The sequence below is a fragment of the Enterobacter sp. E14S genome (assembly GCF_055666685.1).
Window position 1 is genome coordinate 13,933 of record NZ_JBVODQ010000003.1, and the last position, 25,862, is coordinate 39,794.

25 protein-coding genes and 1 pseudogene are annotated in these 25,862 nt (G+C 56.0%); 4 read left to right on the forward strand and 22 right to left on the reverse strand.

Annotated features, from left to right (window positions below; genetic code table 11):
• The 9 genes and pseudogenes from pabC to yceD form a co-directional block, all read right to left on the reverse strand.
• A complete protein-coding gene (gene pabC, locus ACZ6J2_RS08220) occupies nt 1–810 on the reverse strand; it encodes an aminodeoxychorismate lyase (protein WP_182383318.1) in 810 nt (269 codons plus the stop codon).
• Between the two features lie 120 nt (nt 811–930).
• Entirely contained in the window at nt 931–2,172 is a 1,242-nt protein-coding gene (gene fabF / locus ACZ6J2_RS08225) for a beta-ketoacyl-ACP synthase II (protein ID WP_024909028.1), read from the reverse strand.
• A gap of 91 nt (nt 2,173–2,263) precedes the next feature.
• Nucleotides 2,264–2,500, reverse strand: a complete 237-nt coding sequence (gene acpP / locus ACZ6J2_RS08230; RefSeq protein WP_003857954.1) for an acyl carrier protein — start codon at nt 2,498–2,500, stop codon at nt 2,264–2,266.
• 277 nt (nt 2,501–2,777) lie between these two features.
• On the reverse strand, nt 2,778–3,512 hold the full coding sequence (gene fabG, locus ACZ6J2_RS08235) for a 3-oxoacyl-ACP reductase FabG (RefSeq protein WP_471725371.1): 735 nt from the start codon (nt 3,510–3,512) through the stop codon (nt 2,778–2,780).
• Nucleotides 3,513–3,524: 12 nt separating this feature from the next.
• Entirely contained in the window at nt 3,525–4,454 is a 930-nt protein-coding gene (fabD, locus tag ACZ6J2_RS08240; RefSeq protein WP_471725372.1) for an ACP S-malonyltransferase, read from the reverse strand.
• Nucleotides 4,455–4,469: 15 nt separating this feature from the next.
• Nucleotides 4,470–5,422 (reverse strand): annotated as a pseudogene (locus ACZ6J2_RS08245) (beta-ketoacyl-ACP synthase III).
• A 6-nt stretch (nt 5,423–5,428) separates the two neighbouring features.
• Nucleotides 5,429–6,463, reverse strand: a complete 1,035-nt coding sequence (plsX, locus tag ACZ6J2_RS08250) for a phosphate acyltransferase PlsX (protein WP_060568787.1) — start codon at nt 6,461–6,463, stop codon at nt 5,429–5,431.
• Between the two features lie 80 nt (nt 6,464–6,543).
• The gene (rpmF, locus tag ACZ6J2_RS08255; protein ID WP_003857964.1) at nt 6,544–6,717 is read right to left on the reverse strand and encodes a 50S ribosomal protein L32; all 174 of its coding nucleotides are present in this window, start codon (nt 6,715–6,717) and stop codon (nt 6,544–6,546) included.
• A gap of 16 nt (nt 6,718–6,733) precedes the next feature.
• Nucleotides 6,734–7,255, reverse strand: a complete 522-nt coding sequence (gene yceD / locus ACZ6J2_RS08260) for a 23S rRNA accumulation protein YceD (RefSeq protein ID WP_014883375.1) — start codon at nt 7,253–7,255, stop codon at nt 6,734–6,736.
• Between the two features lie 140 nt (nt 7,256–7,395).
• On the opposite strand from yceD, the gene ACZ6J2_RS08265 reads away from it, so the two are divergent.
• On the forward strand, nt 7,396–7,980 hold the full coding sequence (locus ACZ6J2_RS08265; RefSeq protein WP_471725373.1) for a Maf family protein: 585 nt from the start codon (nt 7,396–7,398) through the stop codon (nt 7,978–7,980).
• A gap of 66 nt (nt 7,981–8,046) precedes the next feature.
• Here ACZ6J2_RS08265 and rluC read toward each other — a convergent pair whose 3' ends face one another.
• Entirely contained in the window at nt 8,047–8,994 is a 948-nt protein-coding gene (gene rluC / locus ACZ6J2_RS08270) for a 23S rRNA pseudouridine(955/2504/2580) synthase RluC (protein WP_024909023.1), read from the reverse strand.
• 572 nt (nt 8,995–9,566) lie between these two features.
• Here rluC and rne point away from each other — a divergent pair.
• On the forward strand, nt 9,567–12,686 hold the full coding sequence (rne, locus tag ACZ6J2_RS08275; RefSeq protein WP_471725375.1) for a ribonuclease E: 3,120 nt from the start codon (nt 9,567–9,569) through the stop codon (nt 12,684–12,686).
• A gap of 41 nt (nt 12,687–12,727) precedes the next feature.
• Here the strand turns inward: rne and ACZ6J2_RS08280 are convergent, their stop codons facing one another.
• Nucleotides 12,728–13,630 carry a LysR family transcriptional regulator gene (locus ACZ6J2_RS08280; protein ID WP_471725376.1) on the reverse strand — a complete coding sequence of 301 codons (903 nt, stop codon included), beginning with the start codon at nt 13,628–13,630 and terminating at the stop codon, nt 12,728–12,730.
• A gap of 145 nt (nt 13,631–13,775) precedes the next feature.
• Between ACZ6J2_RS08280 and ACZ6J2_RS08285 the strand changes: the two genes are divergently transcribed.
• Entirely contained in the window at nt 13,776–14,990 is a 1,215-nt protein-coding gene (locus ACZ6J2_RS08285) for an MFS transporter (protein ID WP_471725377.1), read from the forward strand.
• A 75-nt stretch (nt 14,991–15,065) separates the two neighbouring features.
• On the opposite strand, the gene flgL is transcribed toward ACZ6J2_RS08285, so the two are convergent.
• The 11 genes from flgL to flgB form a co-directional block, all read right to left on the reverse strand.
• Nucleotides 15,066–16,019 (reverse strand): flagellar hook-associated protein FlgL, encoded by a 954-nt coding sequence (flgL, locus tag ACZ6J2_RS08290; protein WP_033145208.1) that lies wholly within the window; start codon nt 16,017–16,019, stop codon nt 15,066–15,068.
• Between the two features lie 14 nt (nt 16,020–16,033).
• Nucleotides 16,034–17,674, reverse strand: coding sequence for a flagellar hook-associated protein FlgK (flgK, locus tag ACZ6J2_RS08295; RefSeq protein WP_471725378.1), 1,641 nt, complete (start codon nt 17,672–17,674; stop codon nt 16,034–16,036).
• A 75-nt stretch (nt 17,675–17,749) separates the two neighbouring features.
• Nucleotides 17,750–18,703 (reverse strand): flagellar assembly peptidoglycan hydrolase FlgJ, encoded by a 954-nt coding sequence (gene flgJ / locus ACZ6J2_RS08300; RefSeq protein ID WP_471725380.1) that lies wholly within the window; start codon nt 18,701–18,703, stop codon nt 17,750–17,752.
• Nucleotides 18,703–19,800, reverse strand: a complete 1,098-nt coding sequence (locus ACZ6J2_RS08305; RefSeq protein WP_029740346.1) for a flagellar basal body P-ring protein FlgI — start codon at nt 19,798–19,800, stop codon at nt 18,703–18,705. The genes flgJ and ACZ6J2_RS08305 overlap by 1 nt, the downstream gene beginning before the upstream one ends.
• 12 nt (nt 19,801–19,812) lie before the next feature.
• Nucleotides 19,813–20,511 (reverse strand): flagellar basal body L-ring protein FlgH, encoded by a 699-nt coding sequence (flgH, locus tag ACZ6J2_RS08310; protein ID WP_024909015.1) that lies wholly within the window; start codon nt 20,509–20,511, stop codon nt 19,813–19,815.
• Between the two features lie 57 nt (nt 20,512–20,568).
• Complete coding sequence (gene flgG / locus ACZ6J2_RS08315; RefSeq protein ID WP_008500810.1) at nt 20,569–21,351, reverse strand: flagellar basal-body rod protein FlgG; 783 nt, start codon at nt 21,349–21,351, stop codon at nt 20,569–20,571.
• Between the two features lie 11 nt (nt 21,352–21,362).
• Nucleotides 21,363–22,118 (reverse strand): flagellar basal body rod protein FlgF, encoded by a 756-nt coding sequence (locus ACZ6J2_RS08320; RefSeq protein WP_033145205.1) that lies wholly within the window; start codon nt 22,116–22,118, stop codon nt 21,363–21,365.
• 20 nt (nt 22,119–22,138) lie between these two features.
• Entirely contained in the window at nt 22,139–23,389 is a 1,251-nt protein-coding gene (flgE, locus tag ACZ6J2_RS08325) for a flagellar hook protein FlgE (RefSeq protein ID WP_039261882.1), read from the reverse strand.
• A gap of 26 nt (nt 23,390–23,415) precedes the next feature.
• Complete coding sequence (gene flgD, locus ACZ6J2_RS08330) at nt 23,416–24,126, reverse strand: flagellar hook assembly protein FlgD (protein WP_033145203.1); 711 nt, start codon at nt 24,124–24,126, stop codon at nt 23,416–23,418.
• 11 nt (nt 24,127–24,137) lie between these two features.
• Nucleotides 24,138–24,542 (reverse strand): flagellar basal body rod protein FlgC, encoded by a 405-nt coding sequence (gene flgC / locus ACZ6J2_RS08335; RefSeq protein WP_008500814.1) that lies wholly within the window; start codon nt 24,540–24,542, stop codon nt 24,138–24,140.
• A 3-nt stretch (nt 24,543–24,545) separates the two neighbouring features.
• A complete protein-coding gene (gene flgB, locus ACZ6J2_RS08340) occupies nt 24,546–24,962 on the reverse strand; it encodes a flagellar basal body rod protein FlgB (RefSeq protein ID WP_023311135.1) in 417 nt (138 codons plus the stop codon).
• A gap of 157 nt (nt 24,963–25,119) precedes the next feature.
• Between flgB and flgA the strand changes: the two genes are divergently transcribed.
• Nucleotides 25,120–25,779: a flagellar basal body P-ring formation chaperone FlgA gene (gene flgA, locus ACZ6J2_RS08345; RefSeq protein ID WP_023311134.1), complete on the forward strand. Its 660-nt coding sequence runs from the start codon at nt 25,120–25,122 to the stop codon at nt 25,777–25,779.
• Nucleotides 25,780–25,862: the final 83 nt, after the last annotated feature.

A 25,862-nucleotide genomic window follows, 5' to 3' on the forward strand; every position in this document is an offset into this window, starting at 1 on the left:
CTATCTGGTTTGCTCACATATCGGGGCTAAAAACTGAAACAGCTCGCGCGAAGACCAGCGTTGTTGGCCATACGCACGGACGGGGACAACAGGCATCAGCGCATTGCAGATGATGACTTCATCGGCGGTCTGTAGCGCCGCTTCTCCTGCGCTAACTTCGACAACGCGAAAGTCAGAGCGTGCCAGCTGTTGCAGACAAAACTGACGCATTAACCCATTTACGCCAGCGTGTTCCAGCGACGGAGTGAACACCTCTTCCCCCTGCCGCCAGAGTAAATTAGCCGCACAGCATTCCGTAATGAACCCTTCGCTGTCAAGAACCAGCGCCTCATCGGCGTCCGTCTGTTCAAGATGAGTACGAATGAGCACCTGCTCGAGGCGGTTGAGATGCTTAAGCCCGGCCAGCATCGGGTTTCGTCCCAGTCGTACTGGGCTCAGCGTCAGCGTGACGCCGTCTTCTCGCCAGCGAGAATAATGCGCAGGATAAGCAGAAACGGAGAGGATACGCGTTGGGTTGAGGCACGATGCAGCGCTGTAACCCCGGCCTCCACTGCCGCGGCTGATGATGACTTTGAGTACGCCGCAGTCCTTCCCGGTTGCCAGCTGGCACATTTCCTGTCGCAACGTGTCCCAGTGCGTAAAGGGGATCATGAGCTTTTCACAGCCATGCTGCAGGCGTCGAATGTGCGCCTCCAGCAGGCAGACATCACCTTCCAGAATGCGCGCCGTCGTAAAGCAACCATCACCGAACTGTATCGCCCTGTCGCTGGCAGGCAGCGTGTCCTGCTCAAGGCCATTGATTAAAAACATGGTGGCTCCTTATGCGTGGGCATTTAGTCTGGCAGGATGTCATGCAGCCGACAAGAAGATTAGGCTTAATAAAAAAGGCCCGGCAAGCGGACCTTTTTAAATGCTATCGGGACGTCAGGATCAGATCTTTTTGAAGATCAGAGAGCCGTTGGTGCCGCCGAAGCCGAAGGAGTTACACAGGGTGTACTCCATACCGCTAACCTGACGCGCTTCGTGAGGAACGAAGTCCAGATCGCAACCTTCATCCGGGTTATCCAGGTTGATGGTTGGCGGAACAGCCTGATCGCGCAGCGCAAGGATGGAGTAGATTGACTCTACTGCACCCGCCGCACCCAACAGGTGACCGGTCATGGACTTGGTGGAGCTCACCATTACGCGGCTGGCAGATTCGCCGAAGATAGACTTAACCGCCTGAGCTTCAGCTTTGTCGCCTGCAGGTGTAGAAGTACCGTGCGCGTTCACGTAGCCAATTTGTGCTGGGGTAATACCCGCATCACGAATCGCGTTTTCCATCGCCAGCGCAGCACCCGCGCCGTTCTCAGGAGGAGACGTCATGTGGTAAGCATCGCTGCTCATGCCGAAACCAACGATTTCAGCATAAATTTTCGCGCCGCGTTTTTTCGCGTGCTCGTACTCTTCCAGTACGATCATGCCCGCACCGTCGCCCAGCACGAAGCCGTCACGGTCTTTATCCCACGGACGGCTCGCCGCCTGCGGGTTATCATTGCGGGTAGACAGCGCACGCGCCGCACCGAAACCGCCAACACCCAGTGGAGTACTGGCTTTTTCAGCACCGCCCGCAACCATAGCATCTGCATCGCCGTACGCAATAATGCGCGCGGCCTGGCCGATGTTATGTACGCCAGACGTACAGGCAGTCGCGATAGAAATGCTTGGCCCACGCAGGCCAAACATGATGGTCAGGTGACCCGCCACCATGTTAACAATCGTGGACGGAACGAAGAACGGGCTGATCTTACGCGGGCCGCCATTCATCAGAGATGTATGGTTTTCCTCGATCAGGCCAAGACCACCAATCCCGGAGCCGATAGCGGCGCCGATACGGGTTGCGTTCTCTTCCGTAATCACAAGGCCAGAATCCTGCATGGCCTGAACGCCAGCGACAATTCCATATTGAATGAAGGCATCCATCTTGCGCTGTTCTTTGCGCGAGATGATCTCTTCACAGTTAAAATCCTTTACTAAGCCAGCAAATTTCGTTGCATAGGCGCTAGTATCGAAATGGTCGATTAGGCTGATGCCGCTCTGACCGGCAAGGAGAGCTTTCCAGGTGGACTCTACGGTATTGCCGACAGGAGACAACATGCCAAGTCCGGTCACAACTACACGACGCTTAGACACGTTTGTCCTCCAGGGAGGGATAAAAAAAGAGATTCGTGGGACTAAAAAAGATAAAACTCAGGCGGTCGAATGACCGCCTGGAGATGTTCACTTACGCCTGGTGACCGTTGATGTAATCAATGGCAGCCTGAACGGTGGTGATCTTCTCAGCTTCTTCGTCCGGAATCTCAGTATCAAACTCTTCTTCCAGAGCCATTACCAGCTCAACGGTGTCAAGAGAATCTGCGCCCAGGTCTTCAACGAAGGAAGCGGAGTTCACAACTTCTTCCTGCTTAACGCCCAGCTGTTCGCCGATAATTTTCTTAACGCGTTCTTCGATAGTGCTCATACTCTTAAATTTCCTATCAAAACTCGCTTTCGCGATGGTTTTCGTAGTGTATAAAATGTTGAAAAATTTGCAACTAAATCCCGGCAGTTCGTACCACGATTTTACGTTATTTTGAGGCCATTTGCCCTAATAACGCAAATATTTTTCTACACGTCATCATCCAGGCTGCCTCTGCGTTGGCTGCGCCCTCTAATCCCGGTCACATAGTAATCTATGCTCCCAGGCTTCTCGGTCTTGCCGCCTTGATCCAACCAGAATGATTTAGTGTATCTCGTGGTTAAACCATATACATCCCGCCGTTGACGTGAAGGGTCTCACCAGTGATGTAACCCGCTTCGTCAGAGGCTAAAAATGCAACCGCACTGGCGATTTCTTTAGGGTCGCCAAGACGACCCGCCGGAACTGCCGCCAGCGTACCCGCACGCTGCTCATCAGTCAGCGCACGCGTCATGTCCGTTTCAATAAAGCCCGGAGCAACAACGTTTACAGTAATACCGCGGGACGCGACTTCACGCGCCAGCGACTTACTGAAACCAATCAGACCTGCTTTCGCCGCAGCGTAGTTAGCCTGACCAGCATTTCCCATGGTACCAACCACAGAACCGACAGTGATAATACGTCCATGACGCTTTTTCATCATAGCGCGCATTACCGCTTTTGACAGACGGAATACAGATGACAGGTTGGTTTCGATGATATCGTTCCACTCGTCGTCTTTCATTCGCATTAACAGGTTATCGCGAGTGATCCCGGCATTGTTTACCAGAATATCCACTTCACCAAACTCTGCGCGAATATTTTCCAGAACAGATTCGATAGATGCAGGTTCGGTCACATTCAGTACCAGACCTTTACCCTTTGCACCCAGATACTCGCTGATGGCCTGAGCGCCATTCTCGCTGGTTGCTGTACCAATCACCTTCGCGCCGCGCGCAACCAGTGTTTCAGCAATTGCACGCCCGATACCGCGGCTTGCGCCAGTGACCAGGGCGATTTTTCCTTCAAAACTCATGGTATTCCTCTTTTATTGCGAGAGTGCCGCTGACATCGCTTCCGGCTCGTTAATCGCCGAGGCTGTCAGGGTGTCAACAATACGTTTTGTCAGACCGGTGAGGACTTTACCTGGGCCGACTTCATACAGGTGCTCAACGCCCTGAGCGGCCATAAACTCAACGGTTTTGGTCCACTGTACCGGGCTGTAGAGCTGACGAACCAGCGCGTCACGGATCGCTTCCGGCGTGGTTTCGCATTTCACATCGACGTTGTTCACAACGGAAATCGTCGGTGCGTTAAACGTAATTTTTTCCAGCTCAACCGCCAGTTTCTCGGCAGCAGGCTTCATCAGTGCACAGTGAGACGGCACGCTGACCGGCAGCGGCAGCGCACGCTTAGCACCCGCTGCTTTACAGGCCACACCCGCACGTTCAACCGCTTCTTTATGACCGGCAATAACCACCTGGCCCGGCGAGTTGAAGTTTACCGGAGAGACAACCTGGCCTTCAGCAGATTCTTCACACGCTTTTGCAATTGCAGCATCATCCAGACCGATGATGGCAGACATGCCGCCCGTGCCTTCCGGCACCGCTTCCTGCATGAATTTACCGCGCAGTTCCACCAGACGTACCGCGTCAGCAAACGCGATCACGGCAGCACACACCAGCGCAGAGTATTCACCCAGGCTATGACCCGCGAGCAGCGCTGGCGCTTTACCGCCCTGCTGCTGCCAGACACGCCACAGCGCAACGGACGCGGTCAGCAGCGCTGGCTGGGTCTGCCAGGTTTTGTTCAGTTCTTCGGCCGGACCCTGCTGGGTCAGCGCCCATAAATCATAACCCAGTGCATCAGAAGCTTCACGGAAAGTCTCTTCAATTACCGGATAGCGTGCTGCCATTTCAGACAACATCCCAACGGTTTGAGAGCCCTGGCCCGGGAACACAAAAGCAAATTGCGTCATTTTTTATTCCTTATACTAGAAACGAACCAGCGCGGAACCCCAGGTGAACCCGCCACCGAAGGCTTCAAGCAAGACCAGCTGGCCCCGTTTGATTCGTCCATCGCGTACCGCTTCGTCAAATGCGCACGGTACCGACGCCGCAGAGGTGTTGCCGTGACGATCCAGCGTCACCACAACGTTATCCATCGACATGCCCAGCTTTTTCGCGGTCGCACTGATGATACGCAGGTTCGCCTGATGCGGCACCAGCCAGTCGAGGGCGGAACGCTCAAGGTTATTCGCTTCCAGCGTTTCATCAACGATGTGTGCAAGCTCGGTTACCGCCACCTTGAACACCTCATTTCCTGCCATGGTCAGGAAAATCGAGTTGTCCGGATTAACGCGATCGGCGTTAGGCAGGGTCAACAGTTCGCCATAGCTGCCATCAGCATGCAGATGCGTAGAGATGATACCCGGCTCTTCGGACTGCCCCAGCAGCACCGCACCCGCACCATCACCAAAAATGATGATCGTTCCACGATCGGTGGGATCGCAGGTACGCGCCAGCACGTCAGCACCGATCACCAGCGCATATTTAACGGCACCGGATTTCACGTACTGATCGGCGACGCTCAGCGCATAGGTGAAGCCTGCGCACGCGGCAGCGACGTCAAACGCCGGACAGCCTTTAATGCCGAGCATGTTTTGCACCTGGCACGCTGCGCTTGGGAAAGCATGCGTGGCAGACGTCGTGGCAACCACGATCAAACCAATCTGTTCTTTATCAATGCCCGCCATTTCGATAGCACGCTGTGCGGCTTCGTAACCCATGGTCGACACGGTTTCGTCTGGCGCGGCAATACGACGTTCACGGATACCTGTGCGCGTGACAATCCACTCGTCAGACGTATCTACCATTTTTCCAGATCGGCGTTGGTACGCACTTGTTTTGGCAGGTAGCTGCCGGTACCTAAAATCTTCGTATACATGTACGCTCAGTCACTTTTAGCTAATACAGATTCCAGGCGAGCGGCAATCCGCTGAGGGACTTGTCGCTGCACCGCCTGCACTGCCTGTTCAATCGCGACAGCAAATGCTCGCTGATTGGCGGCGCCATGACTCTTAATCACGATGCCGCGCAATCCTAACAGACAGGCGCCATTATACTGGTCGGGGTTGAGGTGACTGAATCGCCGCGTCAGGCTCTTTTGTAACCAACGCTTCAATAAAATCAGCCACCAGGCGCTTTTTTTGCCTTCTCCCTGAGATTTCAGCAGAGAAAGAAACATGCGTACGACCCCTTCCATGGTCTTCAACGTGACGTTTCCGGTGAAGCCATCGCACACCAGAACATCCGTTTTACCCGTCAACAACTCATTGGCTTCGAGATAACCAATATAGTTGATGGAGGGAACCTGTTTGAGCAATTCAGCCGCTTCGCGAATGCTGTCCAGGCCTTTGGTCTCTTCTTCACCAATGTTCAGTAACGCAACACGGGGAGTGTTGATCCCGACAACTTCTTCTGCCAGCACCGATCCCATCACGGCAAACTGAGCCAGCATAGTACTATCACAGTCGACGTTAGCGCCCAAATCGAGCACCACCGTCTTGCCCTTTTGCTGATGCGGTAACACCGTTACCAGCGCCGGGCGCTCAATACCTTCAATAGGTTTGAGCAGCAATTTCGACAGCCCCATCAGCGCGCCGGTATTTCCCGCGCTGACGCAAGCCTGAGCTCGCCCTTCTTTCACCAGCTCCAGCGCTATCCGCATAGAGCTGCCACGACTATTGCGAATCGCCTGCGAGGGTCGGGCATCACTGGCAATAACTGACTGCGCAGGAATAATCTGCAGACGCGAACGTTGTTCAAAGTCAGCTTTTGCGAGTAATGGCGTGATTGCGTCGGGATTGCCGACTAAAAGAAGTGTGAGTTGCGAATTAGAATTCAGTGCCTGCAATGCTGCAGGCACTGTCACGGAAGGGCCAAAATCTCCCCCCATGACATCTAACGCCAGGGTTAGACGTGTCAAGGTATCGTCGCAGCCTGGTTCGGTAAATTCCCCGTTTGCACGGGGAAATCCTCACTAAGCCTAATCACGCTTGCGCGTGATTACTTAGTGATAACCTTGCGGCCGCGGTAGAAACCGTCAGCGGTGATGTGGTGACGCAGGTGTTTCTCACCAGAAGTCTTGTCTACAGACAGGCTGGTAACTGCGGTCAGCGCGTCATGGGAACGACGCATGCCACGTTTGGAACGGGTTGGTTTATTCTGTTGTACGGCCATGGACCTTACTCCTCAATTACTTACGCTTTAAGCTGGCTAATACGGCAAATGGGTTTGGTTTTTGCGCTTCATCAGGCAGTTCCCCAAAGACCATGTCCGCCTCGGACACTTCACAGTGTTCAGAATCATGCACCGGAACTACTGGCAAGGTGAGGATGATTTCATCTTCAACCAGAGCCAGAAGATCGATTTCACCGAATTCGTTAACCTCAATCGGCTCATACGCTTCCGGGAGTGCTTCAGCCTGTTCGTCAGAACGAACCGGACTGAAACAATACGTTGTGTGAACATGCTGTACAAACGGTTTCCCGCAACGCTGACACTCGAGCGTTACCGTCACCTTTGCATCACCGGTTAAAACGGCGAGACGCTGGTTGTCGATAGCGAACGACATGGAGCATTCTACATCACTGTCCACACTGACTACGGATTCGGCAATACGCTCAGCCTGATCGGAAGTATAGATACCTTCGTAATCGAGGCGTTTTTGAGCCGTACGAACCGGATCAAGAGTCAGGGGTAATTTTACCTTTTGCATAGGGCGCGCATATTAACTTTGTAACGTCATAGAGTCAAAGAAAAAGGCAACCAGAGCTGCCTTTTGCCAATTATTCGCACACATTGCGGCCTGTAGTTTAAAATGGCTGGCATCGATACGCTATATCTGGTGATAAAAATATGCCAAATCTCGTCCTTGCTTCCACGTCTCCCTACCGCCGAATGCTGCTGGAAAAGCTCGGGATCCCGTTTGAATGCGCCGCGCCAGAGGTGGATGAGACACCACAGCCGGGCGAATCCCCGCGTCATCTGGTGATGCGTCTTGCTAAGGAGAAAGCGCAGTCGCTGGCCGCACGTTACCCCGCACATTTGATTATAGGCTCAGACCAGGTTTGCGTGCTGGACGGCGAAATCACCGGCAAGCCCCATACGGAGGAGAACGCCTGTCAGCAGCTTCTGCGTGCGCGAGGCACTATCGTGACCTTTTATACCGGCCTGGCGCTCTATAACTCCGCCACCGGTCATCTGCAAACCGAATGCGAGCCGTTCGACGTACACTTTCGCCATCTCAGCGAGCAAGAGATCGTGGATTATGTGCGCCGGGAACGTCCGCTGAACTGTGCGGGGAGCTTTAAAAGCGAAGGACTGGGGATTGCGCTGTTCGAGAAGCTGGACGGTCGCGATCCCAACACGCTGGTGGGGTTACCGCTGATTGCCTTGTGTCAGATGTTACGGCGAGAAGAGTGTAATCCGCTGACTATGTGACTGGAACGTTGCGGCCTGATGCCCTCACCCCGGCCCTCTCCCACAGGGAGAGGGAGGAAGGCATAATCAGCCGCGCAGAACCTTAAGACAGCGTTTCAACTGCTCGTCCAGCGGCGCTTCAATACGGATGACTTCCCCCGTATTAGGATGGGTAAACTTCAGCGCTGCCGCATGCAGGAACAGACGCGACAGCCCCGTCCCCGCCAGCTGCTTATCAAACTCGCGGTCGCCATAGCGGTCATCAAAGGCAATTGGGTGCCCTGCAAACTGCGTATGCACGCGGATCTGGTGGGTACGACCGGTCACCGGACTGCAGCGCACCAGCGTGGCAAACTCATAGCGCTCTTCAACTTTAAAGCGCGTCTCAGACGGTTTCCCTTCCTGGCTTACGCGGACAATACGTTCGCCGCTTTGCAGAATGTTCTTCAGCAACGGCGCCTGCACTACTTTTACATGGGACTGCCACTGACCGCGCACCAGCGCCAGGTAGTCTTTCTGCATCCCTTTTTCACGCAGCTGTTCATGCAGCGAACGCAGCGCAGAACGCTTTTTCGCCACCAGCAGTACGCCAGAGGTATCACGGTCAAGACGGTGCACCAGTTCAAGGAAGCGCGCTTCCGGACGCAGGGCTCGCAGCCCTTCAATCACGCCGAAGCTCAGACCGCTGCCGCCATGAACAGCCGTTCCTGACGGTTTATTGAGCACCAGAATGTGGTCATCTTCGTACAGGATCACATCGCTTAGGGCCGCCACTTTCTGTAGCTTCGGTGAAACGGTCTCTTCTTCACGTTCCGCAACGCGCACCGGCGGAATACGAACTTCATCGCCCGCCTCGAGTTTGTACTCGGGCTTCACGCGTTTTTTGTTCACCCGCACCTCGCCCTTGCGCAGGATGCGGTAAATCATGCTCTTTGGTACACCTTTCAACTGGGTGCGCAAAAAGTTATCGATACGTTGCCCCGCGTCATCTTCGGCGATGGCAACCATTTTTACGGCTGGAGTCTCTGTTTTCATGGTTGGCGATTCTAAATATCGTCAGCCATTAGCGCCACTCATTTTTCTATGCTTATATTTACTTTTATCCGGCCAGCTCTCCGTTTCGCGCAACCGATTTGGTGGTTATTAAACCAATCGCCATTCTGAAGTGAAGAAACTGTGAGTAACCGAGTGATAATTGGTAAAAGTCATCTTGCTATAACCCGGCGAGCAGTGGAATAATGAGGCTGTTTTCCGTGTTAAATCCTGGTTAAGTAAGGATGTTGACGGAATGACCAATTTTGTCTGACCGATCATCCACGCAGCAATGGCGTAAGACGTATTGATCTTTCAGGCAGTTAGCGGGCTGCGGGTTGCAGTACTTCCCGGTATAAGGATTGTTCTCTGGAGAGTTCTACCCAGGCAATTCCCCTGATAATTGCGCTGTGTTTCCGTATGAAACACAGGCAACCGACACTCTGCGCCTCTTAAGCGAGCGACAACCGTGAGGTTGGCGACGTGAACAGACACGAGGCCATCGGTTCATACCCCGGAAAGCGTCACCTTGCCCGCAGCTTTGTCGTCAATGTAAGAATAACGAGTAAGTTACGATGAAAAGAATGTTAATCAACGCAACTCAGCAAGAAGAGTTGCGTGTCGCCCTTGTGGATGGGCAGCGCCTGTACGATCTGGATATCGAAAGTCCTGGACACGAACAGAAAAAAGCGAACATTTACAAAGGTAAAATCACCCGCATTGAACCAAGCCTTGAAGCTGCATTTGTCGATTACGGTGCTGAGCGTCATGGTTTCCTCCCTCTGAAAGAAATCGCCCGCGAATATTTCCCCGCAAACTACAACGCCCATGGCCGCCCAAACATCAAAGATGTTCTGCGTGAAGGTCAGGAAGTTATCGTTCAGATTGATAAAGAAGAGCGTGGCAACAAAGGTGCCGCACTGACCACCTTTATCAGCCTGGCAGGGAGCTATCTGGTTCTGATGCCTAACAACCCGCGTGCGGGTGGCATCTCTCGCCGTATCGAAGGTGATGACCGTACCGAGCTGAAAGAAGCGCTGGCAAGCCTCGAACTGCCTGATGGCATGGGGCTTATCGTGCGTACCGCAGGCGTTGGCAAATCAGCCGAAGCGCTGCAGTGGGACCTGAGCTTCCGTCTGAAGCACTGGGAAGCCATTCAGAAAGCAGCCGAAAGCCGCCCTGCTCCGTTCCTGATCCACCAGGAAAGCAACGTTATCGTGCGTGCCTTCCGTGATTACCTGCGTCAGGACATCGGTGAGATTCTGATCGATAACCCGAAAGTGCTTGAGCTGGCGCGCCAGCACATCGCCGCGCTGGGTCGTCCGGATTTCACCAGCAAAATTAAACTGTACACCGGTGAAATCCCGCTGTTCAGCCACTATCAGATCGAATCCCAGATTGAGTCCGCCTTCCAGCGTGAAGTGCGTCTGCCGTCCGGCGGTTCTATCGTTATCGATACCACTGAAGCGCTGACCGCTATCGACATCAACTCCGCGCGTGCAACGCGCGGTGGCGATATCGAAGAGACCGCCTACAACACTAACCTCGAAGCCGCTGATGAAATCGCCCGCCAGCTCCGCCTGCGCGACCTGGGTGGTCTGATTGTTATCGACTTCATCGACATGACCCCTGTTCGCCACCAGCGTGCGGTTGAAAACCGTCTGCGCGAAGCGGTGCGTCAGGACAGAGCGCGTATCCAGATTAGCCATATCTCGCGCTTTGGCCTGCTGGAGATGTCTCGTCAACGTCTGAGCCCGTCTCTCGGCGAGTCCAGCCATCACGTTTGTCCGCGCTGCTCCGGCACCGGTACCGTGCGTGATAACGAATCTCTGTCCCTCTCCATTCTACGTCTGATTGAAGAAGAAGCGCTGAAAGAGAACACCAAAGAGGTTCACGCCATTGTGCCGGTGCCAGTTGCCTCTTACCTGCTTAACGAAAAACGTGCAGCGGTAAGTGCGATTGAAGCGCGTCAGGGCGGCGTTCGCTGCATCATCGTGCCAAACGACCAGATGCAGACCCCACACTATCACGTGCTGCGCGTGCGTAAGGGCGAAGAGACGACCACCCTCAGCTACCTGCTGCCGAAGCTGCATGAAGAAGAGATGTCCCTGCCTTCCGATGAAGAGCCAGCCGAGCGCAAACTGCCAGAGCAGCCTGCGTTAGCGACCTTCATCATGCCTGAAGCACCACCGGAAGCAGCTCTGGAAAAACCTGCGGCCAAACCTGCAGCGCAGAAACCAGAAGCCGCGGTAGCGAAAGCCCAGCCGGCGCAGCCGGGTCTGCTGAGCCGCTTCTTTGGCGCGCTGAAGAAGATGTTTGCTGAAGAAGAAGTTCAGCCAGAGCAGCCGAAAGAAGAGCCAAAAGCAGCCAAGCCAGAGCGTCAGCAGGATCGCCGTAAGCGTCAGAACAACCGCCGCGATCGTAACGACCGCAGCGATCGCAATGACCGCAGCGAGCGTCGTGACAACCGTGACAACCGCTCTGAGAATGGCGAAGGCCGTGAGCAACGCGAAGACAACCGTCGCAACCGTCGCGAGAAACAACAGCCGAATGTTGAAGATCGTGAAATTCGCCAGCAGGCGGGCGATGAGTCTGAGAAGAGCAAACAGCGTGACGACCAGCAGCCGCGCCGTGAACGCAGCCGTCGCCGTAACGACGAGAAGCGTCAGGCACAGCAGGAAGTCAAAAACCTGAACCGCGAAGAGCCTGTTGAACAGCAGGACGGCGAGCAGGAAGAACGCACTCAGGTAATGCCGCGTCGTAAGCAGCGCCAGCTTGCTCAGAAAGTTCGCTTCGCCTCTGAAGTAACAGAAGAGTCAGCCGTTGTCGCGGTTGAAACCAGCGAGAGCACAACCGGTACGCAGCTGGCGAAAGTTGATCTGCCAGCGGTCGTTCAAAACAACATTGAGCAGGATGATAACGGTGAAAACCGTGATAACGCCGGTATGCCGCGCCGTTCACGTCGTTCTCCACGTCATCTGCGCGTCAGCGGCCAGCGCCGTCGTCGCTATCGTGACGAGCGTTACCCGACTCAGTCGCCAATGCCGCTGACTATTGCCTGTGCTTCGCCAGAAATGGCGTCCGGCAAAGTCTGGATCCGTTACCCGGTTGCTCGCCCGGAGCAGGTTGTTGAAGAACAGCCTGTAACCGAAGAGGTGATTGCACCCGCAGCCGCGGTAGAAGCTGTCGTGACTGAAGCGGCAACCGTGGTTGAACCTCAGGTTGTTGAAGCTGAAGCACCTCACGCAGTGGAAGTTGAAACCACCCATCCAGAAGTGATTGCCGCGCCGGTTGATGCCGCACCGCAGCTTATCGCCGAAGAAGATGCCGTGGTGGCTGAGGAAGTCGCTGAAGAGGCTGAATCTGTAGCCGCAGTGGAAGACACCGCAGAAACCCTCGTTGAAACCACCACTGAAGAAGTCGTTCAGGACGTTGAGATTCAGGTTGAACCGGTTGTCGAAGAAGCGAAAGCGCCTGAGGTGAAACCTGAGCCGGTTGTTTCTGCACCAGCCGCAGCCCACGTGGCGACAGCACCAATGACGCGCGCCCCGGCGCCGGATTACGTGCCTGAAGCCCCGCGACACAGCGACTGGGTACGCCCGGCGTTCAGCTTCGACGGTAAAGGCGCTGCAGGCGGCCACAGTGCAACGCATCAGGCGACTGCACCGGCAACGCGTCCGCAGTCTGTCGAATAACGACGCTGAAAGTAAAAAGCCGACCTTCGGGTCGGCTTTTTTTATGGCTGCTGCACGGGCTTTCTCATCCCGGTGACCTCCGGCATGACCTGGCGCATCAACTCCAGAAAACGCCGCAAGCGTGCCGGATAATAGCGGGACCAGGGGTAAACCAGATGCACCGGTAACGCCGCTGGCTGCCACTCTGGCAGCAAATGTACCAGCCGCCCTTCCCGAATATCATCCTGTACCGTCCAGCTGGATACCACCGCCACGCCAAGGCCGGTGAGCGCCGTATTGCGTGCGACATACAGGCTGTCGGTGCTCAGACGTGGCGTAATAGCAATCCGCGCGGTGACGGGTGATGCATCGTGAAAAAGCTCCACATGGCGCTGGTAGAATGAGCTAATCGCTATCCAGGGAAACTGCTGCAAATCCTCCGGCGTGGTAACCGTCGGGAAACGGGCCAGCAGTGACGGTGAAGCCACTACCGAGCGCGGCACTTCGGCCAGCAGCACGGACACGGTCGCCGGATCGACTTCCACGCCCACCTGAATCGCACAGTCAAGGTTGTCGCCGAGGAAGTCCGCCGACCGATCGTTGAGCATCCACTCAATCGAAAGCTGGGGATAGCGTTGCAAAAACTCGGTTACGGGTTTCAGAAGCTGATCCTGACCAAACGCGTGCGGAGCGCGCACCCGCAGCACGCCTACCGGCTCATCTTCCGTCTGCCCCACCTCATCTTCCAGCGCCAGCCAGCTGTCAATCACCCGACGGGCGTGCTGATAGCAGCGTTCGCCGTCATCCGTCAGCCGCGTCGTGTGGGTGGTGCGCAATATCAGGCGCACGCCCAGCATGGTTTCAAGCGACTGTAACCGTCTGCTTACCGTGGCCTGAGTAGTGGCCAGCTGCCGCGCCGCCGCTGAGAGGGAGCCCGCCTCCACAATACGAACAAACGTCCGCATTAACTCCACCCTGTCTATACGCTCAGCTCTTTTCATCGTATTTTCACTTATACGTTCAACGTATAAGCGTTTTACCACCGGGCCCGCTACCGTCGCAAGGCGTACTGATAAAAAATAACCTCACACGACGAATGAGGAACATCTTATGAACACATCAACTGCCGCCCATGCGGTGAGCCGCTGGGTAATCTTAATGCTCGCGATCGGTGCAGGTTTCAGCGTGGCATCTATCTATTATGCCCAGCCTCTGCTGCCGCTGATGGGCGCAGACCTTCACCTGAGTATCGAAGGAACGGGCATGGTTCCGACGCTCACCCAGGCGGGATATGCCCTGGGGATCCTGTTCCTGCTACCGCTCGGCGATCGCCACGACCGCAGGACGTTAATCCTGATAAAGAGTGCGGCGCTGGCGCTGTTTCTTCTCGGCTGTAGCCTGACCGGGCAGATCCACTCTCTGCTATTGGCAAGCCTGCTCATCGGCATGGCCGCCACCATGGCACAGGATATCGTCCCTGCCGCGGCCATCCTTGCGCCGGAAGGTAAACAGGGGAAAACCGTGGGCACGGTAATGACCGGGCTGCTGATGGGTATCTTATTATCCAGAACCGTGAGCGGCGTGGTGGGCGAAGCGTTTGGCTGGCGCGTCATGTACCAGCTGGCGGCGGCGAGCATTGCGTTCGTCGGCGTGATGATGTGGTTTGTGCTTCCCCGTTTTGCCATTCACTCCACGCTGAGCTACCCCGCGCTGATGCGCTCAATGGAGCATCTGTGGCGTCGCTATCCGGCGCTGCGCCGTGCGGCGCTGGCCCAGGGCTTCCTGTCGATTGCCTTTAGCGCCTTCTGGTCTACGCTTGCGGTCATGCTGCTGGAACGCTATCACCTGGGTAGCGCTGTAGCGGGAGGATTTGGTATTGCAGGTGCCGCCGGTGCGTTAGCTGCCCCGCTGGCAGGGGGTCTGGCAGACAAACTGGGCGCAGGAAAAGTCACGCAGATTGGTGCCGTTCTGGTGACCGTCTCATTCGCCCTGATGTTCCTGATGCCCGCGTTGGGCATTCATGGACAGCTGATTCTGATCGCCATCTCTGCCGTCGGGTTCGACCTGGGGCTGCAGTCCAGCCTGGTCGCTCACCAGAACCTGGTATACAGCCTTGAACCGCAGGCGCGCGGTCGCCTCAACGCCCTGCTCTTTACGGTGGTCTTTATCGGGATGGCGCTGGGTTCCGCGTTAGGCAGCAATATCTACTCGCTGGCCGGCTGGACGGGCGTGGTCGCGCTGGCGACGGTCTGTGGCGTCATTGCGCTGGCAATCCGTCTGATAGAAAGCGCACGAGTCACCTCCGCATCAGCAGAAGTTGCATAAAAAAAATGCCCAATCCAGACGGATTGGGCAGTAAAACATGCCCAGTTTCAAGACATGTTCCAAGAGGTCAAGATGTTATTTGTTCAGCTGGAACAGAGACATGCCCTGCATATCGCTAAACGCTTTATAAGACGCCTGCAAGGCCGCCTGCTGCATGGTGTAAGAGGAAATCGCTTCGTTCCAGTCAACATCCACCAGGTCACTCATCTGCTTGGTCTGACCCAGCGCGCGGTCATCACCCAGCGTGTCGAGTTTTTCCAGTTCGTTCATCTTGGTTCCCACATCCGCAACGACCGTCAGGACATTGTTCTGGGAGTTTTTGATGCCGATTTGCGCATTGGCAATCACCTGGCTTTGCGCCGTTGCGGCAGCCGGATCGTTCTCAATCGGTGTCTTCAGCGAGGCAATAGCAGAATCCAGGATTTTGAACATGTTGGTCTGGCCATATCCACCGCCCGGCAGCTGTTCCGCATTACTGGTAATGCTTTCGAAAATTTGCTGGCCGGTATGGCTAATGGTCATGTTTCGCGCCGTATCAACCTGCTGCGTGATGGCCTCTGCGCCGCCGTTATAATCCCCGGTCGCGGCATCAAACGGTGCGCTCTCGGTTTTGTATCCCGCAAAGATAAAGCGGCCATTACCATCCGTCGTGTTGGCCAGGTTCATCAGCTGATCGCGGATCCCCTGAATATCGGTCGCCAGAGAAAGACGGTCGTCATCGCTTAATGTGCCGTTCGACGCATAAACGAGCTTCTCGCGCACGCTTGAGATAGCGGTGTTGACCTGGGTTAACACGTTATCTTCCAGCGAGACCTTCTGCGTAGCAAAGGTACGCGCGAGCGCAAACTGGCTGTTTTGCGACTGAGACTGTGACAGAACGATGGCCTGCGACGCGGCGATAGGATCGTCCGAAGGACGATTGACGCGCTTGCCGGTGGACATCTGCTCACCGTAGCTCAGCCATCTGCTCTGGGAATCGGTGATCCCACGCATGTTCTGCTCATACATCATCTGGGTGCTAATACGCATTGTTCACCTCAACCTTAACGAATGTTGATAATTGCATCGAAGAGCGTACTGGCAGTTTGTAGCACCTGGGCATTGGCCAGGTAATACTGCTGATAACGCTGCAAATTGCCATACTCTTCGTCGAGGTTTACCCCAGAGATGGTCTGCTGCTGCTTGATTAACTGCGTTTCCACGTTGGCTTTCGTCTGGCTGCTCACCTTCAGTGACGCCGTTGAGCTACCGACGGTACTGACGAGAGAGGCATACGCATCGTTGAAGGTTTTATTTCCACCCACCACTTTGCCGTTTTGCAGATCGAGCAGTTTCTGGCCGTTACGGTTGTCACTTTCGCCGCCGTTCTGCACCGACGCCATCGCCAGTTTGGACTCGTCGCTGATCGCCAGATCCATGTTCATGATGACGTTGGAAACAGGCTTCACGGTAAAGCTGTCTTTGGTATTTGCTGTCCCGCTCACGTTGACGTTAAGGCCATCAAACGACAGATTACCGCTGGCATCCGGGCTCATCGTAAAGCTGGTTTTGTCTGACGTGCGGGTGACCGTCCAGTCAGTGCCGTTAAACTGCAGCTTATAGTCTGTCGCCTGGACCTGCTTACTGTCCGTCACAGAAGCCGTGACAAGGGCCGAACCGCCGTTCTTGCTGTTGGACAGAACAGCCGGAGAACCAAAGTTGAACAGCTTACCGCCCGCATCACCGTTTGCATCAAAACCGGCTTCATGCTGCGTGTTCATCGCATCCGCAAAGGCCAGCGCCATCTGGTTCAGGGTGTTACGCGCTTTATCCAGATCTTCCGTGCGGAAGGTCAGTAAACCGCCTAAAGAACCGGTCGTGATAAATTTCTCGGGGATCTCAATATTACCCGCCACGTCGTCGACGTAGGCGATAGTCGTACGAGCCGGATCGGCACTCGACTTCACGGCAGCCAGCTGGTTAGCTTTACTTCCCTGAACCAGGCTGTAACCGTTGCCGAAAGAGATGTTAAACGTACCGCTATCCTGAACAGACACTTCCACGCCCACGATTTTGTTCAGCTCATTGACGAGCTGATCGCGCTGGTCGAGCAGATCGTTAGGCGATGCGCCCGCACCGACGCCGGTCAGACGGGAGATCTGATCGTTCAGGTTCGCAATCTGTTTGGCATAGTTGTTGATCTGAGACACGCTGGTCCCAATCGCGGTATTGACCTGCGTATCCTGGTCACGCAGATACTGATCGTTGGTTTTGAACTGATTGACCAGACCGCCCGCTTTACCCAGCACCGTCTGACGTGCAGCCGGGTCTTCCGCGTTGCTCACCAGCGTTTGCAGGCTTTTGAAGAAATCCTGCAGGGTGGTGGAGAGCGAGTTGGTGGTATCGGAGAGCACATCGTCAATCTTTGACATCTGCTGATAGCGCGTCGTCAGACCGCTGCTCTGCGTCTGCGCGGCGCGCAGCTGGTTGGTGATGAAGGCGTCATACTCACGCTGGACACCGGAGACATAAACCCCGTTACCTACCCAGCCACCGCCGGTCAGCGTGCTGTTAGATGCGCCCAGCACCGTAGTCTGGCGGGTGTAACCTGCCACGTTATAGCTTGAAATATTATTACTGACGGTATTGAGTGCCGACTGCGCGGCACTGAGGCCACTCATGGCGCTGTTAATCAAACTGGACATGGGGGTTCCTTTTATACGTTCAGACACGAGTCCTGATGAAGGTTATCGGCAACCTCCACCGGGACTTGAGAACTTTCAGAACAGATTTTCAATATCTGTGCTATAGGCTTTGCTGACCTTCTCGCCCATAGATTTCAGCTGCTGGATCATGCTGGTGAGCTTGCGTGCATAGTTCGGGTCAGTCGCGTAGCCCGCGTTTTGTAAGGCCTGAGCGCCCTGCTCCGCCGTCGTCGCCTGCGTAACGGCGGTATAACGCGGATTGCGGCTCAGCAGGCCAACGTAGTCGGACAATGCTTCCAGATAGGAGCTGTAGACGCGGAATTTTGCTTTGACCTTTACCGCCGCACCGTTCTCGTATTCGGTGGTCGTGATCTCCGTTGTTGGCCCCTTCCAGCTGGAGGTGGCCTTCACGCCGAAGATGTTGAAGCTCGGATCGCCGTTTTCCTTGCGGATCTGACGCTGACCCCAGCCCGACTCCAGCGCGGCCTGCGCCAGAATCAGGTGATGCGGCACGCCGCTCTGTTCGCTGGCAAGGCGCGCGGGCAGAGAAAGCTGCGCCAGGAAGTCTTTGCTGTCACCGGAGAGCGGCTCATCGCCGCTGCCCGTGGCTTTTGGCATCGCTTTACGCACCATTTGCGTCAGAGCCTGGTTCTGATAACTGGTCACCGTTTCCAGGTCGAACTTCATCGGCACCTGCTGCGGCTGCTCCTGAGGCTGAATGCCCTGCGCGGCTTCGGTCTGTTTCACAATCATGTCAGCCAGACCAAGGCCTTTACCGGCGGTCATCTGCTGCGCAATCTGCTGGTCATACATGCTGGTGTAGAGACGCGTTGAATCGCTGCTGAACATCCCGTCTTTCGGCAGGGTTTCGCGCATGCTTTTCAGCATCATCTGTACAAACATCCCTTCCACCTGGCGGGCGACCGGGCGGATGTTCGCCGCCGGGTCTTTGCCTGCTTTGGTTTTCAGTTCGTTGAGCGACTGGGCGTCCCAGGCTGCACTGGTCAACAGTTTGCTATCGGTCAGCATTAGATGATTTCCAGTTTGGCGCGCAGGCAGCCCGCGCTTTGCATGGATTGCAGGATGGACATCAGATCCATCGGCGTTGCGCCCAGGGCGTTCAGGGCACGCACCACGCTGTTCAGGTTGGCGCTGGAGCGAACGCTCTGCAGCGACCCGCCGCTCTGACGCATATCAATCTGCGTTTGCGGCGTCACCACCGTCTGACCGCCACCAAATGGCGTATTCGGCTGGCTCACGTTCGCGGAGCGGTTTACCGTCACGGAGAGGTTCCCCTGCGCCACGGCACAGCTGTCCAGCGACACTTCCCGGTTCATCACCACCGAGCCGGTACGGGAGTTGATGATCACTTTCGCATCCTGAACCGGAACGTTCACTTCCATATTCTGGATATCCGCCAGCATGCGCACCTGGTTGCTGCTGCCGGTGGAGGTGCGGATCTGCACGGTGCGCGCGTCGAGTGCCGTTGCATTACCGTAGCCGCGGCTGCGGTTGATGGTATCGGCAATTTGCTGCGCCATCGTGAAGTCTTCATTATTAAGCTGCAGGTTGATGGTGTTGCCCGCGCCAAACTGGGTCGGCAGTTCACGCTCAATGATCGCACCGTTGGTGATACGTCCACCGTTCAGCTGGTTCACCTGCACGCTGCTTCCGCCTGCGGATGCCCCCGCACCGCCAACCAGAATGTTCCCCTGCGCCAGCGCATAGACCTGGCTGTCAACGCCTTTCAGCGGAGTCATCAACAGCGTACCGCCGCGCAGGCTTTTGGCGTTACCCATTGAGGAGACCACCACATCAATGGTCTGCCCCTGACGCGCAAACGCCGGGTAGGACGCGGTGACCATTACCGCGGCCACGTTTTTCAGCTGCATGTTGGTTCCCGCCGGCACGGTAATGCCGAGCTGGGAAAGCATGTTGTTCAGGCTTTGGGTGGTGAACGGCGTCTGGGTCGTCTGGTCACCGGTACCATCCAGACCGACCACCAGGCCATAGCCAATCAGGGAGTTTTCACGTACGCCCTGAACGCTGGTGAGGTCGCGAATACGGTCAGCCTGGGCAAACGTGGCCACCAGCGCGAGCGCCACGGCGAAGATCGATTTAAACATGGGTCACCTCGCTTACATCGGCGATAAATTAAGGAAGAAGCGCTGCAGCCAACCCATATTTTGCGCTTCATTGATATAGCCGTTACCGACGTACTCAATGCGCGCATCCGCCACCTGGGTGGACGGAACAGTGTTGGTGCCGCTGATGGTGCGAGGGTTAACCACGCCCGAGAAGCGAATGAATTCAGTGCCCTGGTTGATGGCGATCTGTTTTTCACCCACAACGTGCAAGTTGCCGTTAACCAGTACCTGGTCAACCGTGACCGTCAGCGTACCGCTGAAGGTGTTGCTGGCGTTCGCGCCGCCTTTACCGTTAAAGGTGTTGCCGCCGGACGCGTTCACATCAGCACGCGCGTTGCCGAACAGCCCTTCGAGATAGCGTGGCACGGTATCGAAGCCAAAATTGGTTTTGCCATCGCGGCTGGCGTTCGCCGACGAGCTCTTGCTCGCGCTGACATTTTCCTGCAGCACAATGGTCAATGTATCGCCGACGTTACGCGGGCGGCGATCTTCAAACAGCGGCTGATAGCCGTAATTAATCGGCTGCGCGGTCTGGAAAATGGAGCCGTTTACCACTGGCGCGGGGCCAGGAACGGGTTGGGCAGTCGTCGCACCCTGGACCAATGGTTTAGACGGGATCAAAGCACACCCGCTGAGGGTGACAGCCAGAACAGTCAGTATCGGATAACGAAACGCCGCGTTTTTTTGCATTGCCTTCATCTTCGAAAACAGGGAGCCGGCGCGGCGTTTACCGCACCGGGCTACACCTTAGAGTTGCGTCAGTTTCTGCAGCATCTGGTCGGTCGTCGACACTGCTTTACTGTTAATTTCATACGCGCGCTGGACCTGGATCATATTCACCAGCTCTTCCGCCACGTTCACGTTGGACGTTTCAACATACCCCTGGTACAGCAGCCCCGCGCCGTTCAGGCCCGGGGTGCTCTCATTCGGCGTACCGGAGGATTGCGTTTCGGTGTAGAGGTTCTCACCAATGCTTTCCAGACCGGTATCGTTCATGAAGGTGGTCAGGTTGAGCTGCCCGACCTGAACCGGCGCGGCCTGTCCCTGCTGGGTCACGCTGACCACACCGTCACGTCCGATGGTGATGCTCAGGGCGTTCGCCGGGATGGTAATCGCAGGCTGAACCTGGAAACCGCCCGCCGTCACCAGCTGGCCGTTCTGATCGACCTGGAACGAACCGTCGCGGGTATAGGCAGAGGTCCCGTCAGGCAGCTGCACCTGGAAGAACCCCTGGCCTTTGATTGCCACGTCTTTACTGTTGTTGGTCTGAGACAGGTTGCCCTGGCTGTGCAGACGCTCGGTGGCCACCGGACGAACACCGGTACCGATCTGCAGACCCGACGGCAGCGTCGTCTGTTCAGAAGACTGCGCGCCCGGCTGACGGATAGTTTGATAAAGCAAATCTTCGAAAACGGCACGCTGACGCTTGAAACCATTGGTGCTCACGTTTGCCAGGTTGTTGGCAATCACGTCCATATTGGTTTGCTGGGCGTCCAGGCCAGTTTTCGCGATCCATAAAGAACTGATCATAAGGAGTCCTGTTAACTCATAGCCAGAAGTTGGTTAGCCTTGCCCGCGTTTTCATCCACGCTGCTGATGATCTTCATCTGCATTTCAAAACGACGGGCGCTGGCAATCATGTCGGTCATGGCTTCGACCGGCTTGACGTTGCTGCCTTCCAGAACGCCGGACATCACGCGGATGCTCGGATCGGCCTGTAACGTGGCACCACGCGTCGCCTGCGCCGCCTGGGTCAGACGGAACATGCCGTCGTCGCCGCGCTGCACGTCTTTGGCTTCCGCTTTCACCAGCTTCAGACGTCCGACGGGCGCAACGGTATTGGCCGGGTCGCCCGGGTTCAGCGCCGAAATGGTACCGTCCGCGGCGATAGTCAGCTCAGAGCCTTCCGGCACGGTTAGCGGACCCGCTTCCCCCATTACCGGATGACCCTGAATCGTCAGCTGGCCCGTCGCGCTCACCTGGATATTGCCGTTACGGGTATAGCCTTCGCTGCCGTCCGCAGTTTGCACCGCCAGCCAGCCGTCCTGCTGCAGGGCAACGTCCAGCGGGCGCGAGGTGTAGTCCATCTGCCCAGGCGTCATATCTGCGCCAGGGGTTGATGCCGTCACCAGCGTACGGGTTGGCAGGGAGAGCCCTTCAACCGGCACCGCGCGCAGCGCGTTAAGCTGCGCGCGAAAGCCCGGCGTAGAGGCGTTTGCCAGGTTGCTGGCGGTAACGGCCTGCTGATTGAGCGTCTGACTTGCCGCGCCCATCGCGGTATATATTGCGTGATCCATTGCGCTTTCCTGTTAGCCGCTTAACGCAGGTTAACCAGCGTGTTGAGGATCTGATCCTGGGTTTTGATGGTCTGCGCGTTCGACTGATAGTTACGCTGCGCGACGATCATGTTCACCAGTTCTTTACTCATATCCACGTTGGAGGCTTCCAGCGCGCCGTTGGTCAGCTTGCCGAAGTTACCGGTGCCTGCAGTACCCAGCAGCGCCACGCCGGAGGACTGAGTGGCAGACCAGACGTTGTCACCTTCCGATTTCAGGCCTTCGTTGTTGGCGAAGTTTGCCAGCACGATCTGGCCCAGAACCTGAGACTGTTCGTTAGAGTAGCTTCCCACCACGGTGCCATCGTCGTTGATCTGGTAGCTCACCAGGTCGCCAGGCTTGTAGCCGTTCTGATTGGTTGCCACAACGCTGTTTGCACCGGTGTTCTGCTGCATGGAGTTCTGGAAGCTCAGGGAGAAGGTCGCCGCCGTCGCACCGCTGACAGAACCCGTGGTGATGTTAATGGCCGGCGTGGCGTTTGGCGTTGCGCTCAGTACACCCGCAGCGTCGTAGTTGTAGACACCCGCCAGGTTACCGTTCGCATCAAAGTTCATCTGCGCCGCTTTCGCTGCTGTAGAACCCGCAACGCTGCCGTCCTGAGTGTAAAGATCCCATTTATTGTTGGCCGTCTTCACGTAGTAGACGTACATGTTGTGGGCGTTACCCTGGCTGTCGAATACGGTCACGGTCCCTTTTTTGTTATAGGTATCCGGATTGGTCGCATCGAACGGGGCAGTTTGAACAGGATCGGTTGAGTTCAGGTTGATCTGCTGCGTCGCGGTGGTGGTTGATTTCGCCGCCATCAGGGTATTCGGGATAGTAATCGCCTGAGGGTTCGCACCGGTCTGAACGGTTGGAGGCGTTCCAGCTACCGGGTAGCCCGTCAGCTGCATGCCCTGCATGTTAACCAGCGTACGGTTTTCGTCCAGCTTGAACTGGCCGTTACGGCTGTAGAACACAGAACCGTTAGAATCGACCATACGGAAGAAACCGTTCTGGCTGATAGCAACGTCCAGACCACGACCAGTGTTGGTGGTGGTACCGTCGGTAAAGTCCTGAGTGATGCCCGCAACTTTCACGCCCAGGCCGACTTTGGAACCGGCAAACATGTCCGCAAATGAAGCAGAACCGGATTTAAAACCATAGGTCGCGGAGTTGGCGATGTTGTTGCCAATGACGTCCAGGTTGGTGGCCGCAGCATTCAGGCCGCTGACCGCTTGAGAAAAGGCCATGACTTACTCCTGATAAGTGTTAAGGCTTAGATAATCTGCCGAACTTCGTCGAGTGTGGTGGAACCAGAGGTTCCCAAATCCAGTTTGTTGCCGTCGCTTCCTTTAATCACGCCCTGGACCAGCGCGAACTGCAGCGGCTGCGCCACCAGCTGGGTCGTCCCGTTGCTGGCGCTGATCGCTACTTTGTAAGAACCGTTTGGTGCTTTAGTGCCGTCGGTCAGGCTGCCATCCCACGTAAAGGTGTGAACGCCCGCCTTCAGCTCACCGATATCAATGGTGCGAACCACCACGTTATTGGCATCCATGATCGTTGCAGTGACCTTCTCAGCCGCCTGCTGGAGCTCAACGCCAAACGGCGTGGTGGTCGTTGTGCTGTTGCCTTCAGTGGTGCTGGTGCCCGCCAGAATCGTGGTTCCCGGGATCATCACCCCGTGGCCAATCAGGCTTGCCGCCTGCAGAGACTGGGCGCTGTTAATCTGCCCGGAGACGGAGCCGAGGGTGGTGTTGAGTTTCTCAATGCCGCTCACGGTGCTGATCTGCGCAAGCTGCGTGGTCAGTTCGTTGTTCTGCATCGGGTTAGTGGGATCCTGGTTCTTAAGCTGCGCCACCAGCAGCGTCAGAAAGCTGCCCTGAAGATCGGAGGCATTGCTCCCGGTGAGGGAGTTAGAACCTGTCGTACTCTTCGTGTTATTAACACCCGAGTTCGTAGGATCATTCACATTTACGGCGATGGACATGCATGTCTCCTTTACTGGCCGAGAGTGAGCGTTTTGAGCATCATGCTCTTCACGGTATTCAGCACTTCAACGTTGGCCTGGTAGCTGCGGGAAGCCGACATGGAGTTCACCATCTCACCCACCACATCCACGTTTGGCATTTTCACGTATCCGCTGGCATCCGCGAGCGGGTTACCCGGCTCATACACCAGCCTGTCCGGCGCCTGGCTCTCTACCACATCAGACACCTTCACGCCGCCCGTCGCCGCGCCCGGCGCAGCATCGACCTGAAAGACAACCTGTTTGGCACGATAAGGCTGGCCGTCTGGTCCGGTTACGCTGTCGGCGTTCGCCAGGTTGCTGGCAGCCACGTTCAGGCGTTTGGACTGCGCGGTTAACGCCGAACCGGCAATATCAAAAATATTCAACAAGGCCATCTATCAGTTCCCCCCCTGCAGGACGTTCATCATGCCTTTGATTTGTCCGCCGAGTACGGTCAGGCCCGTCTGGTATTTCAGACTGTTATCGGCAAACTGGGTACGCTCCCGGTCCATATCCACGGTGTTACCGTCGAGTGAGGGCTGATCGGGAATGCGGTAAAGTAAATCGGTCGCTGGCGCGGTCATCGCCTGAGCAGGAATATGGCGAGAGGATGTCATGGCAAGTGCAACACCCGTTCCTTCGGCACGTCCACGCTCCATCACCTTTTTGAGTTCACTGGAAAAATCAATATCGCGCGCCTGAAACCCTGGGGTATCGGCGTTAGCGATGTTGGCGGCTAAAATCTCCTGCCGCTGGGCGCGTAAATTGAGCGCTTCCTGCTGAAAACGTAACGCGGCGTCGAGTTTATCGAGCATGTCTCCTCCGCTGATGGCAAAATTTCAGTTCACAGCTTAAATCTCACCCGGTCTCCCCTATCGACGGAATAAGCGCAAAATGCGTCGCTATTTATTGCGTTGATGCAAAACCACTGCAGGTAGAATTCATTCAACTCTGGAAACGGTGGAACTTGCGATGCAAACGTTAAAACGTGGCCTGGTGGCAACTTTCTTGCTGTTTAGCCCTCTGGTGCAGGCTGAAGGCTTACAGGATCGGCTTACGGCTTTTTTTGCTGAAAAGCTGGCGGGCTTTAGCGATGAGGTTAACGTTACCGTGCGCACCCCACCGAATCTGTACCCTACCTGTGACCAACCGTCATTTAGCGTGACGGGAACCACCCGGCTGTGGGGAAATGTGAACGTGCTGGCACGCTGCGCGAACGAAAAACGCTATTTACAGGTTGCAGTTCAGGCGACGGGCAATTATGTTGTCGCCGCCGTGCCCATTGCGCGCGGCAGCGTGCTGCAGACGAACAGCGTGACGTTAAAGCGCGGCCGTCTGGATCAGCTGCCTCCACGCACCATGCTGGAAATGAACCAGGCACAGGACGCCGTCAGCCTGCGCGATGTCGCACCCGGCCAGCCGATACAGCTCTCAATGCTGCGTCAGTCATGGCGGGTAAAAGCGGGTCAACAGGTGATGGTGGTGGCCAACGGAGATGGCTTTAGCATCAACAGTGAAGGGAAAGCGTTAAACAATGCCGCGGTGGCGCAAAACGCCCGCGTCAGAATGTCCTCAGGCCAGGTGGTGAGCGGAACCGTCGATTCTGATGGGAATATTCTGATTAACCTATAATCTTTTTAAAGATTTCGCGGCGCGTGCCGATAAATATTCCACTAATGATGATGTCAGGCGCAAACGCCGCGAACCCTCGATGA

Coding starts and splice junctions, on each gene's coding strand:
- pabC (WP_182383318.1), bottom strand. CDS start 810: ATGTTTTTAATCAATGGCCTTGAGCAGGACACGCTGCCTGCCAGCGAC.
- acpP (WP_003857954.1), bottom strand. CDS start 2,500: ATGAGCACTATCGAAGAACGCGTTAAGAAAATTATCGGCGAACAGCTG.
- fabG (WP_471725371.1), bottom strand. CDS start 3,512: ATGAGTTTTGAAGGAAAAATCGCCCTGGTCACTGGCGCAAGCCGCGGT.
- fabD (WP_471725372.1), bottom strand. CDS start 4,454: ATGACGCAATTTGCTTTTGTGTTCCCGGGCCAGGGCTCTCAAACCGTT.
- rpmF (WP_003857964.1), bottom strand. CDS start 6,717: ATGGCCGTACAACAGAATAAACCAACCCGTTCCAAACGTGGCATGCGT.
- yceD (WP_014883375.1), bottom strand. CDS start 7,255: ATGCAAAAGGTAAAATTACCCCTGACTCTTGATCCGGTTCGTACGGCT.
- ACZ6J2_RS08265 (WP_471725373.1), top strand. CDS start 7,396: ATGCCAAATCTCGTCCTTGCTTCCACGTCTCCCTACCGCCGAATGCTG.
- rluC (WP_024909023.1), bottom strand. CDS start 8,994: ATGAAAACAGAGACTCCAGCCGTAAAAATGGTTGCCATCGCCGAAGAT.
- rne (WP_471725375.1), top strand. CDS start 9,567: ATGAAAAGAATGTTAATCAACGCAACTCAGCAAGAAGAGTTGCGTGTC.
- ACZ6J2_RS08280 (WP_471725376.1), bottom strand. CDS start 13,630: ATGCGGACGTTTGTTCGTATTGTGGAGGCGGGCTCCCTCTCAGCGGCG.
- ACZ6J2_RS08285 (WP_471725377.1), top strand. CDS start 13,776: ATGAACACATCAACTGCCGCCCATGCGGTGAGCCGCTGGGTAATCTTA.
- flgL (WP_033145208.1), bottom strand. CDS start 16,019: ATGCGTATTAGCACCCAGATGATGTATGAGCAGAACATGCGTGGGATC.
- flgK (WP_471725378.1), bottom strand. CDS start 17,674: ATGTCCAGTTTGATTAACAGCGCCATGAGTGGCCTCAGTGCCGCGCAG.
- flgJ (WP_471725380.1), bottom strand. CDS start 18,703: ATGCTGACCGATAGCAAACTGTTGACCAGTGCAGCCTGGGACGCCCAG.
- ACZ6J2_RS08305 (WP_029740346.1), bottom strand. CDS start 19,800: ATGTTTAAATCGATCTTCGCCGTGGCGCTCGCGCTGGTGGCCACGTTT.
- flgH (WP_024909015.1), bottom strand. CDS start 20,511: ATGCAAAAAAACGCGGCGTTTCGTTATCCGATACTGACTGTTCTGGCT.
- flgG (WP_008500810.1), bottom strand. CDS start 21,351: ATGATCAGTTCTTTATGGATCGCGAAAACTGGCCTGGACGCCCAGCAA.
- ACZ6J2_RS08320 (WP_033145205.1), bottom strand. CDS start 22,118: ATGGATCACGCAATATATACCGCGATGGGCGCGGCAAGTCAGACGCTC.
- flgE (WP_039261882.1), bottom strand. CDS start 23,389: ATGGCCTTTTCTCAAGCGGTCAGCGGCCTGAATGCTGCGGCCACCAAC.
- flgD (WP_033145203.1), bottom strand. CDS start 24,126: ATGTCCATCGCCGTAAATGTGAATGATCCTACGAACTCGGGTGTTAAT.
- flgC (WP_008500814.1), bottom strand. CDS start 24,542: ATGGCCTTGTTGAATATTTTTGATATTGCCGGTTCGGCGTTAACCGCG.
- flgB (WP_023311135.1), bottom strand. CDS start 24,962: ATGCTCGATAAACTCGACGCCGCGTTACGTTTTCAGCAGGAAGCGCTC.
- flgA (WP_023311134.1), top strand. CDS start 25,120: ATGCAAACGTTAAAACGTGGCCTGGTGGCAACTTTCTTGCTGTTTAGC.